The 12,600-nt window shown below is 34.4% G+C and carries 12 protein-coding genes; 3 read left to right on the forward strand and 9 right to left on the reverse strand.

Annotation, left to right across the window (positions count from 1 at the left end):
* Nucleotides 1-834: 834 nt before the first annotated feature.
* Nucleotides 835-1,251: a hypothetical protein gene (locus tag FT993_RS06265; RefSeq protein WP_187240771.1), complete on the forward strand. Its 417-nt coding sequence runs from the start codon at nt 835-837 to the stop codon at nt 1,249-1,251.
* Here FT993_RS06265 and FT993_RS06270 read toward each other — a convergent pair.
* The 8 genes from FT993_RS06270 to aspS form a co-directional block, all read right to left on the reverse strand.
* Nucleotides 1,222-2,034, reverse strand: a complete 813-nt coding sequence (locus FT993_RS06270) for an NAD(P)H-binding protein (protein WP_147861693.1) — start codon at nt 2,032-2,034, stop codon at nt 1,222-1,224. The genes FT993_RS06265 and FT993_RS06270 overlap by 30 nt on opposite strands.
* Nucleotides 2,031-2,303: a hypothetical protein gene (locus tag FT993_RS06275; RefSeq protein WP_147861694.1), complete on the reverse strand. Its 273-nt coding sequence runs from the start codon at nt 2,301-2,303 to the stop codon at nt 2,031-2,033. Before FT993_RS06275 ends, FT993_RS06270 begins: the two co-directional genes overlap by 4 nt.
* Before the next feature lie 4 nt (nt 2,304-2,307).
* A complete protein-coding gene (locus FT993_RS06280) occupies nt 2,308-4,593 on the reverse strand; it encodes a M20/M25/M40 family metallo-hydrolase (RefSeq protein ID WP_147861695.1) in 2,286 nt (761 codons plus the stop codon).
* A 1-nt stretch (nt 4,594) separates the two neighbouring features.
* Nucleotides 4,595-4,945, reverse strand: coding sequence for a hypothetical protein (locus tag FT993_RS06285; RefSeq protein WP_147861696.1), 351 nt, complete (start codon nt 4,943-4,945; stop codon nt 4,595-4,597).
* A 90-nt stretch (nt 4,946-5,035) separates the two neighbouring features.
* A complete protein-coding gene (locus FT993_RS06290; protein WP_147862006.1) occupies nt 5,036-5,230 on the reverse strand; it encodes a cold-shock protein in 195 nt (64 codons plus the stop codon).
* 62 nt (nt 5,231-5,292) lie between these two features.
* Nucleotides 5,293-5,574, reverse strand: a complete 282-nt coding sequence (locus FT993_RS06295; protein ID WP_147861697.1) for a hypothetical protein — start codon at nt 5,572-5,574, stop codon at nt 5,293-5,295.
* A gap of 7 nt (nt 5,575-5,581) precedes the next feature.
* Nucleotides 5,582-7,351, reverse strand: coding sequence for a chloride channel protein (locus tag FT993_RS06300; protein ID WP_147861698.1), 1,770 nt, complete (start codon nt 7,349-7,351; stop codon nt 5,582-5,584).
* A gap of 64 nt (nt 7,352-7,415) precedes the next feature.
* Nucleotides 7,416-9,164 (reverse strand): aspartate--tRNA ligase, encoded by a 1,749-nt coding sequence (aspS, locus tag FT993_RS06305; RefSeq protein WP_147861699.1) that lies wholly within the window; start codon nt 9,162-9,164, stop codon nt 7,416-7,418.
* Nucleotides 9,165-9,375: 211 nt separating this feature from the next.
* Between aspS and FT993_RS06310 the strand changes: the two genes are divergently transcribed.
* Together FT993_RS06310 and hflX are read left to right on the forward strand one after the other, a co-directional pair.
* The gene (locus FT993_RS06310; RefSeq protein WP_147861700.1) at nt 9,376-9,732 is read left to right on the forward strand and encodes a toxin-antitoxin system YwqK family antitoxin; all 357 of its coding nucleotides are present in this window, start codon (nt 9,376-9,378) and stop codon (nt 9,730-9,732) included.
* A gap of 178 nt (nt 9,733-9,910) precedes the next feature.
* On the forward strand, nt 9,911-11,134 hold the full coding sequence (hflX, locus tag FT993_RS06315; protein WP_147861701.1) for a GTPase HflX: 1,224 nt from the start codon (nt 9,911-9,913) through the stop codon (nt 11,132-11,134).
* A 50-nt stretch (nt 11,135-11,184) separates the two neighbouring features.
* Here hflX and FT993_RS06320 read toward each other — a convergent pair whose 3' ends face one another.
* Entirely contained in the window at nt 11,185-12,591 is a 1,407-nt protein-coding gene (locus FT993_RS06320; RefSeq protein WP_147861702.1) for a DUF5689 domain-containing protein, read from the reverse strand.
* Between the last annotated feature and the right edge of the window lie 9 nt (nt 12,592-12,600).

The raw sequence follows: 12,600 nt of genomic DNA on the forward strand, positions 1-12,600 counted from the left end.
TGTTGTTTTGTTGTTTTGTTGTTTTGTTGTTTTGTTGTTTTGTTGTTTTGTTGTTTTGTTGTTTTGTTGTTTTGTTGCATGTTAATAAAAAGTTGATTAGGTGTTTAAGGTACAAATAATTATTTTATTACACAATAAGGTTGTTGTTTTGTTAATGTTATTTTAATAAATTAACATAAAAACATCTTTTTTTCTGCAGCAGCAGAATGTTAAAGGATGTGTATGAAAAAAGAAATCTATTTTTTTTTGACGTTTCTTCGGAAGAAACTTTGAGAATATTAGAATAGGCTCACTACTAAAGGTAATGCCTGATTTTTACAATCATATCTCGAATTTTTCACTTTGTATTATTTTTTACATAACTCTTGGGTACGTTGGTGTAATGTTCGGTATGACATTTAAACACTTAATTTTAATTGGGGCATTTATTTTATTCTTAACTATAATAATAGAACTTCTAATACCATTTTTAAATACGCCTGACAAAACTGATGCCGTATATGGAATACTAGGAGTGCTCTTAGGATTTGGGTTTCTTTATGTAATAAAAAACTATGGATTGAAAAAAAACAAATTATAAAAACGAAAGCACAACAATAGCTATAAGTAATTGCTTGTTCTCGCCTACTTCTGAAAACCCTCTCGGATTTTCAGTTTGGTGCATACTTGTAAAGTTATGTGCTAACCCACGCAACTACTCATAGGTACTGTATTAAATAACAAGTATTTTAATTAAAATTTTATAGAGATAGTTTAAATGTAGTTACTCCTTCTATTGAAATATACATAAGAGTAAATAAAACAAGTCACCCAAAATATGATGATCGGGAATTGGTGAAAAATTTTGTAATTGAAACACTAAAATTAGAATTACCTAAAAGCGAATATTATGAGTTGAATTTGATGTCAAAAGATTATTCAACCGTAAATAAAGCATTAGAAATTATCCTATCTAAGAAACACAAAAACCCAGAATGGATTGTTGCAGCACCCAATGAAATTTTAATTTCTGAAAGTAAATACACCCTACTAATATCCATTACCGGTAGTTATGGTGATTCATATCGTGGCGTATTATTTTGCTCTGTAATTAATAATAAGGATAAAATTATTGAGTATGTAGAAAGATATACTCTTAATGGAAGTCCGTTAAATAAAAACAAAATTCAGAAAAGAATTAAAAAAGCAATAGCAGAAATAGTATATAAGCAACAGTATAAATTACGGCTTAAACTTCAACTCAAAACTTAAAGTTTCACTCGTTTTTTTAGAGCTGATCTTTTTTCCTTTGGATATAGAAGAATAGTCAAAAAGAGGCACTTCTAAAGATCTTTTTTTCGCTGCTGCGGAATAATATTTATCTCTAGAAGGATGAATTGGATAAACACCATGAAAAATTCCAGAAGTTGACTTTTCAACCAATCGAATTAACAATCTTATTGCATCATTTTGCTCTATAAGATTTACCGGAGCATCAGGATTCTTCATATTTTCTCTTCCTGCCAAATATTTTACAGGGTGCCTATCTTCTCCTACCAAACCTCCAAAACGAACAACTGCCGTGATAAAATTCTCGCTGCTTTGCCAAAGATTTTCCACTTCTATCAACTGTTGAGCGGTAGAAGAGGTTGCGTTAGGAATATCATTTTCTTTGTAAGTTGGAAAATTTTCTTCCTCTTCAAAAATCGAAGTCGAACTTACATAAATTACGTGCTTTACCTCACTCTTTTCTACTTCCGTAAAAAGGTGATTCATTTTTTTTACAAAATTTTCTTTTGGGTTTTTTCGCAAGCCTGGAGGCACATCTATAATTAGACAATTAATGTCCTGTAAAAACTCATCTACCTCGCCTATAATTGAATCTTCAGTAAGTTTCACAACGTGAGCTGAAATACCAATATCTCGCAGCTTATTTATTTTACTTTTTCGAGTAGTTGTACCTTTTACTCGATAACCCAATCGCAAAAGTTCTTTGGCCAAGGGAAGGCCTAACCAGCCACAACCTAATATTCCTATTACCGGTTTTTCTTTCATTTTTGTTTATTTTTAAACTCTAAATACTCTTTGTCTTTGCGTTTAAAATCAAAAAAAGCTACCAAACAACCAAAAAGGCTATGAGTTAGTAAGAAAAAGAACCAACGCAATGCATTGAGTTCACTCATTTGAAAATTGGCATTTACCAATTCAATAAAAGTGGATACTGGAAAGGCAAAGATCAAAAATCCGTAAAGAAAAACATAGTATCTGGGCGACTGTCGCTTTTTCTCCCATTGCGCTATTCGTTTCTTAAAATCCTTTGACATAAGTTTATTTTAATTCTATAATTTGTTGGGTTATGATGGCATCATTCAAAATAAAAGGCTTTGGCATTTGGTCTGTACTTCGTGGTTCAATCGTAAATTTTTGCTGACTTAATAGGTTGTTACTTGCTTCAAACAGCGTTAATTGAGCCGCATTGTCTTTGGGCAATTCAATTTCTATTCGCAACGTGTCGTTATCTACCACATAGTAGGTTAATAAAGACTCTCGTTTATTTTTATAGTACGCTAAGGCGGAATTTTTAATCGTTTTTTCATTTATTTTAAGACTTAAAACCTCAAGATCTTTAGGTTTAGTAATCTCAATTCGATTAAGGTCACGCTGGGGTGTAATAGTTAGTTTATATCTTGTACTGATTGAATTTGAGTATTTACTTTTTATGCTAATTTGGGCGGGTTTAAACGGGAGAATGGGCGCTTGTTTTTCAAAAGTAAATGGCATTTGGTATTTACTATCAAACAAACTGGCTTTTTGTATGCGATCTTGAGCATCAAAAATTTGCTGAGTAAAACTATCAAGATGCTCGTCATAACTGTACCAGTTAGCCTGATTTTCATTTACATTAAAAACATAAAGCAAACTATTGGGTTTAGGTCGTAGTTCATTAAAGTCACTTTTTAAGTGAATAACAATTATAGCCAACAATCCGATAAAAATAAAAGCAAAACCTACCGGTTTTTTATACTCTAATTCTAACCACGAAGCTTGCCACCCTACAAAGATAAAATATATTAGTAAGGTACTTGCAGGCAGTATTTTTAACCCTAATCCGACTGGAAAAAATTGAACTAAAGGCGCAAAAATTAAAAGTGAAGGAAGGCCAAGCAGAGCTAAGATAAATAGGTTTTTAATTTGAAAAAGACGCAAACCAAAGGCTGCCAAAGCAAAGTAAAATGCAAAAATAAAATAAAACGCTCCGGGTAATATAAAAGCTATTAAAGTACAAATTAATAAAATCAACACAATTCCTGGTAAAAGTGTGCTGGTACGCTGATTAAAATTTGAGCTTTTTTTAGGATAAAATAAAAAATGAGCTAAAGCAAAACTCAGGGCACTAATAGCCAAAATATACCAATGTCCATTATAAGTAAAACCGTTTAAATTTTCTTGAACACTGGGGTAAATTAGTTTAGAAACAAACCATATGAGCCAAGAAAAACCTAGACCAAACATCAAGAAAAGTAGTAAGCTCTTGAATGATTTTGTTACCTCTGCAAAAGAAATTAATTTTTGTCTAAATCCGTAAAGGCATAAGGCGATTAATACTATCCAACCCAAAATTAATAAGGGAAAAATATAAGCAAATGGAAAGTAAACCATTTCAATAACAGGAAGATCAAAGTAAACCATATCTTCCTCACTTGGTAATGTTGCCAAGTCAATCTCTGCAAAGTGCGGTAAAAGTTGCTCCAAATAACTAGCTTGATGCAACAAAGAAGTATCATCTAAATTCTTTGCAGTGTCATTTGCCGTGTGATAATCAAAATGATCATCAATAAAAGCAAAGAAAAAACTAGGTATTTCTTTTTGTTCTCTAAAAACAGTTGCATCAGTATCGTTGGGTAGTTTTTTATAAACACTATACATTAGTGAGTTGGCTAATGGGTATTTTGTTCTAGCCTTTGAGAACTCACTTATTAAAGTTTTGTTACCACTATTACTTTCTATTATAGTATTTGAGGGACCCCCGCTTCCTCTGGCTTCAAAATTGAGCACTAGCCCAATCTCATCTGCCCAAGGATGATCATCAACAAACAGGGCAGCTCCGTTTAAGCCTACCTCTTCTGCATCGGTAAATAAAATAATGATATCATTTTTAGGCTTATTTTCTTGAGCCAAAAAATTCCTCAAAACCTCTAAAATTGTTGCTACTCCAGATGCGGCATCGCTAGCGCCAAATGAAGAGTGCACTGCACTATCATAGTGTGTCATAACTAGAAGGGCCTTTCTATCTGGTTCACTACCCTCTATTCGAGTAATTATATTTTCTGGAGCAGTAAATTGACCTACTTCATTTAAGACATAATCTTTTTGTGTATGAACACTTAGACCTAAAGATTGTAATTGCTCTACTATGTATTTTTTTACTTGACCGTGGTAAGAAGTTCCTATACTATGCGGCTCTTTAGCAATTATCTTTACGTGTTGTTTAGCCTTTTCTAAATCGAAATGCTCTAGCTGACTATCATTTCTTGGTGTAAGGCTATAAAAACTAAAAAAACAAACTCCAACAAAGAGTAAGTACACCAACAGGCTGCTGATTTTTTTTTTCATATCAAGAGTTGTTTTTTACCAAAGCAAAATAATCGTTTTCAAGGGGTAAATAACCTTGATCATAGACAAAATAATAAACCGTTCCTTTCTTTGTGGTATAAATACTGGTAAAATAAGTAAAATCAAAACCTAAGTTTTCTAGTTTCTGCTTAGTGGTTTTAGATTTCTTTTCGGGATTTAAGCGCTGCAGTATACGGTAGTTCTTGCGTAATCTATTGTTCACATTACGCATAAGGTTATTAGCGTCTTTATTAAGTCGATTATTATAGGCGTTTCTGCAGTAATCACCACAAAATTTTTTATCTGCGCGGCCGCGCATGGCCTCACCACACTCTACACATTGTTTTTGCATAGCTTAAATATACTAATTTTTAAAGCAAAAACAACGCATAAAAAAAGCACCATAAAAATGGTGCTTTAAGAAAACTTAAAATAATAAATATTATTCAATCACGCGAACTTCTGTCGCAGTCATTCCTTTTCTTCCTTCACTTTCAACGTACTCTACACGGTCCCCTTCGTTCAAAGAGTCACCTTCTAAACCAGTTACGTGCACAAAGATATCTCTACCTGTATCTTCGTTTGTAATAAAACCATAACCTTTTGATTCGTTGAAAAATTTAACTGTACCTTCCATTGTAAAAATAAAATAATTAATAATGCACAAAAGTACAATATAAATTGAGAAACCAAATTTTTTTAATCCAAATTATTTTCTTTTTTTTTATAAAATTTTAAATCATCAACCCTTTTTTCTTTCATTTTTTTAATATTTTCTGGGGTTAGCATATAATCTTTTAGGCTCCTACTTTTTGATCTTTGGTACAAAAAAAGTGGCATTACAATAAATATTCCTAAAACTAGCGAAGAACCTATTAGAACATTTGCCAATTTTTCATATATTTCATTTTGCTGCATAATTAAGCCTGCTGCTAAGCCCAAAACCATTAAAATAAATAAGAGTTTAATTGCTGTTTTCATTAGATTATTAATAAGTGATTAATTTTCGGCGGTAAGCCGTTAAGAGTTTAGATTTAGAAACAAAACCTACATATTTTCCCTGTTTAAGAACAGGAAGATTCCACGCAGCACTGTTTTGAAATTTCAACATAATTTGTTGCATACTATCTTGCTCATAGTCTATAAAATCTGGTGGGTCGTGCATTAAAAATTCAACTACGACAGATTCATATTTGTCTTGATCAAACATAATGTCTCTAATATCATCTAGTGTAATTACACCTATCAATTTTTCATCCTCATCGACCACTGGATACAAGTTTCTTTTTGACTTTACCACTGCTTTAAATAGCATATCTTTTAAGGTCATTCCGGGTTTTAAGATAATGAAATTAGTTTCTATTATCGAATCTAGATTTAATAAAGTTAAAACCGATTGATCCTTATCTAAAGTAAGTAGTGCGTTCTTTTCTTTTAGTTCTTTTGTATAGATATTACTTTCTTGATAAGATTTTGAAATCATAAAAGCAGTACCTACTACAAGCATCAAGGGTATAAATAATTGATAACCTCCAGTGACTTCGGCTATTAAAAACATCGCTGTCAAAGGTGCTTGTAAAACTCCAGCCATAAGTCCGGCCATACCTAACATGGCAAAATTATTATTAGGTAAGATATAACCTAATTGCTTACAGAAATTAACATAAAAGCTACCCAAAACCGTTCCTAAAAACAAGACGGGGGCAAAGACTCCTCCCACCCCTCCACCACTTAAGGTTACCGCGGTTGCTAGTGGTTTTAAGAATATAAGGCCTACCATTAAACTTAATACCACCCAAGTAGATTGTTGGTCTCGAAAAAGAAAGCTGTCTAAGGCCGTTTCATAATCTTGACCAATGATTTTATTCATAAATTCAAAACCTTCACCATATAAAGGAGGAACCAAATAGGTTAAAACACCCAAAATCATACCGGCCAAAATAACACGAAATATTGGTTTTTGTACTTTACGGAATTGATTTTCGGTTTTAAAATAAACCATTGTAAAATATATGGAAACCAATCCGGCAAAAAGGCCAAGAAAAATATAAAAGGGTAAGTTACCTATTTCAAAATGCTGAATCTCATTCAGGTTTACAATATACTGCTCTCCTATTAGTAATAATCTTGTAAGAACCGCCGAAACCGATGCAATAAGTAAAGGCAACATAGAAGTAAAGGTTAATTCTAGACTAAAAACTTCAAGAGCAAATAGAATAGCCGCAATAGGGGCTTTAAAAATAGCCGAAAGGGAACCGGCTGCTGCACAGACCAGCAAAAGTTTTCTGGTTTGTGCTTTCATATGAAAAAGGTCACTTATACCAGAACCAAAGGCAGCTCCCGTTGCAACAGATGGCCCTTCTAAACCCACAGAACCACCAAACCCTACTGTTAACGGTGCTGTAATTAAAGAGGTAAACAAATTAGAACGATTTACTTTGCCTTCTTTTTTACTAATAGCAAACAAAGCCATGGGGATACCATGCGTTATTTTATGCTTGATTACTATTTTTTTTACTAAGAAGGTAAGTAAAAGACCTAATAACGGAAAAATAAAATACCAATAACTATGGTAACTAGCCACTACTCCATCTTCGAATATAGCAGATATAAAATGAGTTAAATTTTTAAGTATTATAGCAGAGAGGCCAGCCGCCAAACCAACCAGCATAGCCAAGAAGTTGATAAAATTCTTATCTGAAATATTTTTATACCGCCATTTTAAAAAGCGCTTAAAGAATTTCTTATTACTAGGCATGGTTTAAACGTTTTCACAGCCTTAACTAAAATAGCAAAAAAAACCTGCTTTCGCAGGATTTTTTTTAAAGGGTTGTTTTTAGGTTTAACTCTTTTAGTTGTTCTTCATCTAAGGGCGCCGGGGCATCTATCATTACATCTCGACCAGCATTGTTTTTAGGAAAAGCGATAAAGTCTCTTATACTTTCTTGCCCACCTAGAATTGCCACCAATCTATCTAAGCCAAAAGCTAAACCACCGTGCGGTGGGGCTCCATATTGAAAAGCATCCATTAAGAATCCAAATTGTGCCTGGGCTTCTTCGGGACTAAAACCTAGGTAGTCAAACATTTGAGATTGTGTTTCTTTATCAAAAATACGTATTGAACCCCCACCTATTTCATTACCGTTAAGTACTAAATCATAGGCGTTGGCTTTTACCGCACCAGGGTCTGTTGCTAATAAAGGTAACTGTCCGGGTTTTGGAGCTGTAAAAGGATGATGCATAGCGTGATAGCGATTAGTCTCTTCATCCCATTCGAGCAATGGAAAATCGATTACCCACAACGGAGCAAATTCATCGGGTTTTCTTAGACCCAAACGCTCGGCCATTTCCATACGTAAGGCACTAAGTTGCGCACGTACTTTGGCAGTTTCGCCAGACAATATACAAATTAGATCGCCTGGTTTGGCCTGTGTTTTATGGGCCCAAGCTTCTAAATCCGATGCATCGTAAAACTTATCTACAGAAGACTTAAAACTACCATCTTTATTGTATTTTACGTAAACCATTCCTTGTGCTCCTACTTGTGGCCTTTGCACCCATTTAATCAATTTGTCAATTTCTTTACGGCTATAATCGGCGGCACCTGGTACAGCAATACCCACTACTAATTCGGCATCATTAAATACTTTAAACGCTTTATGTTTTGCAACCTCATTCAATTCGCCAAACTGCATTCCAAACCGAATATCTGGTTTATCATTCCCGTATAAACGCATAGCCTCATCATAGGTGATTCTAGGAAATTTCTCAACGTCTACCCCATTAATTTCTTTTAACAGGTGCTTAGTAAGCGATTCAAATATAGTAAGAACCTCTTCCTGCTCTACAAAAGCCATTTCACAATCAATTTGTGTAAATTCTGGCTGCCGATCTGCGCGCAAGTCTTCGTCTCTAAAACATTTTACGATTTGAAAATACTTGTCTAAACCACCCACCATTAGCAGTTGCTTAAAAGTTTGCGGACTTTGTGGTAGTGCGTAAAATTCACCTTCATTCATACGACTGGGCACTACAAAATCTCTTGCGCCTTCTGGTGTAGACTTAATTAAATAAGGTGTTTCTACCTCGATAAAACCTTGGTTCGCCAGAAAGTTCCTAACTGCCATACTTACTTGGTGACGAAAAACTAGCTTATTTTTAACAGGATTTCGCCTAATGTCTAGGTATCGAAATTTCATGCGTAAGTCTTCCCCGCCATCGGTTTCATCTTCAATGGTAAAAGGTGGTGTTTTTGCGGCATTTAACACCTCTAACTCCTGCACGAGAATCTCTATTTCTCCGGTTGGCAGGTTTGGGTTTTTAGATTCTCGCTCAATTACTTGACCTTTAATTTGAATTACAAATTCTCGCCCTAAGGTTTTAGCCAAATCCATTACAGACTCTGGAGTGCGTTCTTCGTCGAAGATTAGCTGGGTAATTCCGTAGCGATCTCGCAAATCAACCCATATCATAAATCCTTTATCTCTTACTTTTTGTACCCAACCAGATAGTGTAACCTGTTGACCCTTATCTTGAATCCGTAAAGACCCGTTTGTATGTGTTCTGTACATTTTTTGCCGAAATTTTTGACAAAAATAAGAAGTAACTTAAACTCATGCTACCAATTTAGAAAATAAAAATAGGCGTAAATCAAAATTAAATAAAAATATAATGCCTTGATGTTCAGCTTTTTACATACTTAATGTTAAGTTTATGTTACCAAATAGTTTATTTATTGTAAATTTTAATTATCTTAGATAATAAGTTATAAAAGATATACAGATGAAAAATTTAATTTTAGGTACGTTTCTCTTAGCAGGAATAACGCTATTTGCGCAAAATACATCTCCCGATTTCGAACAAGAGGACACCTTAATAAGAGGTACATTTTATTATGAAGATGGCGCAGTGAAACAAGAAGGAACTTATAAAGATGGGAAGCTACATGGGCAATGGGTTATGTATGCACCAGATGGATCTAAAATGGCTATCGCCCATTATGAAAAAGGTAAGAAAGTTGGACTTTGGTTTTACTATCAAGACCAAGGTTTAACGCAAATAAATTACACAGACAATAGGGTAGCCGAGGTGAGCGAATGGAAAGATAGAAACATCGTTTACAGCCAATCCAACAATTAAATGATTCAAGGCTGCCAATATTGGCAGCTTTTTTTTTGGCATGATATTTTCTAAATAAAAACAAAAGCTATAGTCCGATGCATTATTGTACATTATAGAACTATATTGGTGTCTATTATTAAGAAATTTGAAGATTAGAAACTGGCTTTTTGTATTTTTGAATTAAGAAAAAAGATTTATGTTAGAAAAAGAAAATATTGAATATGAAAAATCTGTACTTATTGGGATTATTACTCAGCATCAAGATGAAGAAAAATCCCGTGAGTATCTTGATGAATTAGAATTTTTGACTTACACGGCTGGCGGGGAAGTATTAAAACGTTTTACCCAAAAATTAGATGTTCCTAATCCAAAAACGTTTATTGGAACAGGTAAGATGGAAGAGGTGAAACAATTTGTAGATGCCAATGATATAGGAACAGCTATTTTTGATGATGAACTGAGCCCCGCTCAACAGAAAAACATTGAGAAAATTTTAAAATGTAAGGTAGTAGATCGTACCTATCTTATTCTTGATATTTTTGCACAGCGTGCAAAAACCAGTTATGCTCGTACACAAGTTGAATTGGCACAATATGAATATTTATTGCCTCGTCTAGCGGGATTATGGACACACTTAGAAAGACAACGCGGGGGAATTGGAATGCGAGGACCAGGAGAGACCGAAATAGAGACCGATAGACGTATAGTACGTGATAAAATATCGCAATTAAAAGACAAGCTTAAAACAATAGACAAACAAATGTCTGTTCAACGAGGCAATCGTGGACAGCTGGTTCGTGTAGCTTTAGTTGGGTATACTAATGTTGGTAAATCAACCTTAATGAATGTCATAAGCAAGAGCGATGTTTTCGCAGAGAACAAATTGTTTGCGACTTTAGATACCACGGTACGTAAAGTGGTTATACGCAATCTTCCTTTTTTATTAACCGATACGGTTGGTTTTATTAGAAAGCTACCCACCCAACTGGTAGAGTCTTTTAAATCTACGCTAGACGAGGTGCGTGAAGCAGATTTGTTATTGCACATTGTCGATATTTCGCATCCTAATTTTGAGGATCATATTGAATCGGTAAACCAAATTTTAAGTGAGATAGAAGGCAAAGATAAACCTACTATTATGGTCTTTAATAAGATTGATGCCTATGAACCCGAGACCATTGATGAAGATGATTTAATAACCGAAAAAACTAAGGCTCATTATTCTCTTGCAGAATGGAAGCGTACTTGGATGAATAAAGTGGGTGATGATGTGCTCTTTATTTCTGCTATAAATAAAGAAAATATAGAGGAGTTTAGAAAAAAAGTTTATGAAGCTGTTCGTGAAATTCATATCACTCGCTTCCCGTATAACAATTTCCTGTATCCTGAATATGATGCGTATACCGGAGAAGAGCAATAAAAAAAGCGGCCAAATGGCCGCTTTTTTTTACCTTCTTGTAGCAATTTTAATTATTCAAAATCTACCGTAATGTTGTTTAGCTCGTATGTCCCATCTTGAGCTTGTTGAGTGCTTCCAATATATTTGAAGGCAATATAGGCTTTCCCTTCTATACAAGAAAGATCAACAACTCCAGAACTCACTACATTTTTGTAAAATTCACCATCATCAACAACGGTGGCTGCAGACAATTCGCCCCAATCGGCGTCATTAATAGTATTCACGTCGCCATCCCAGTTGGTAGACAACACCACTCTTAGGTTACTATCGTCTGAAAAACTATTTGAAGTATCAAACATAAGCGTTTCGTTGTCTTGTGTATCGAAGTCTATTTGTGGTGTAATTAACCATGCAATATTGCTTTGGTCACCTGAGTTAAATGCTTGCATTCTAACAGCTTTACCCATTGAAGGTACATTTTCGCTATCAGTAAAAACCTCCCAAGAACGCGAACCTGCTTCTGCATAGTTTACCCATCCACTTATATTTGCAGGACCGTTTGCCTGAGCTTCAAAATCTTCATTTAAAATATTTTGACTTCCTTGAGTAGCTGCAATACCACAATCATAAGTAAGCGGATCGCAACGTTCTGCATTCATATTATAATCGGCCGGTGAATTTATAGCGATAATATATTTTTCATCGCGATAATCCCTAGATAACACTCCGTTTAAGGTACCACTGCCCTTAGGTAATTTTAAGCCTTTAAAATCGGCAAAAGTACTTGTACTTAAAGTGGTTGTAGCATCAGCTGTACAACTCTCTAGAATACGCTCGCCATCAAAACTATCTTCAGATTCAGAAGCAAAACTTAAATTTGCATCTATTTGTGCTTTGGTAAACTGCACATTATCCAATTGGATGAATAAGTTCTCATAAGCATCAGAAAACTGATTTATACTGATAGGTAACGGAACTATTTCGGCAATTTCTGTACTTCTTATGATTTGATTTTCAAACTGAGCAGGTGCTTTATCAATAAAATTACCGTCTGGCACCCCTAGGGTTACCACTCCGTTTGAAACCCCAATCGTAAATCCGTCAAGGCCAACATAAATCTTTTGTCCTACTTGGTAACGCGTATATAAAGAGTTTACAAATAAAGCAACTTTAATACCTGCTGTTGGGTTTTCTGGTTTGTTTTGTAGAATAATCTCTCTAAAAAAGTTACCCGCTTCGTCTGAAGAAATCACGTAACCTTCTAAATATTGGTTGGTTTCTGAATAAGTAAATTGCTCGCTATCGTTTTGAGCAAACTCACCTAGAACAGACTCAATAGAAACGATTGTACCAGGAATCTCAATATCTTTAACATCTGTATTAGGCACATCGTAATCATCATCTTGCACACACGAAGTGGCAAATCCTGCTAAAAGTAGCGAAAGGAATAAGAATTTTGTGAATGGTATGGTTTTCATAATCGTGTT

It is taken from the genome of Mesonia sp. HuA40, from assembly GCF_008017835.1.
In the GTDB taxonomy this organism is placed as follows: Bacteria; Bacteroidota; Bacteroidia; order Flavobacteriales; family Flavobacteriaceae; genus Mesonia.

Coding starts and splice junctions, on each gene's coding strand:
- FT993_RS06270 (WP_147861693.1), bottom strand. CDS start 2,034: ATGAAAGAAAAACCGGTAATAGGAATATTAGGTTGTGGCTGGTTAGGC.
- FT993_RS06275 (WP_147861694.1), bottom strand. CDS start 2,303: ATGTCAAAGGATTTTAAGAAACGAATAGCGCAATGGGAGAAAAAGCGA.
- FT993_RS06280 (WP_147861695.1), bottom strand. CDS start 4,593: ATGAAAAAAAAAATCAGCAGCCTGTTGGTGTACTTACTCTTTGTTGGA.
- FT993_RS06285 (WP_147861696.1), bottom strand. CDS start 4,945: ATGCAAAAACAATGTGTAGAGTGTGGTGAGGCCATGCGCGGCCGCGCA.
- FT993_RS06290 (WP_147862006.1), bottom strand. CDS start 5,230: ATGGAAGGTACAGTTAAATTTTTCAACGAATCAAAAGGTTATGGTTTT.
- FT993_RS06295 (WP_147861697.1), bottom strand. CDS start 5,574: ATGAAAACAGCAATTAAACTCTTATTTATTTTAATGGTTTTGGGCTTA.
- FT993_RS06300 (WP_147861698.1), bottom strand. CDS start 7,351: ATGCCTAGTAATAAGAAATTCTTTAAGCGCTTTTTAAAATGGCGGTAT.
- aspS (WP_147861699.1), bottom strand. CDS start 9,164: ATGTACAGAACACATACAAACGGGTCTTTACGGATTCAAGATAAGGGT.
- FT993_RS06310 (WP_147861700.1), top strand. CDS start 9,376: ATGAAAAATTTAATTTTAGGTACGTTTCTCTTAGCAGGAATAACGCTA.
- hflX (WP_147861701.1), top strand. CDS start 9,911: ATGTTAGAAAAAGAAAATATTGAATATGAAAAATCTGTACTTATTGGG.
- FT993_RS06320 (WP_147861702.1), bottom strand. CDS start 12,591: ATGAAAACCATACCATTCACAAAATTCTTATTCCTTTCGCTACTTTTA.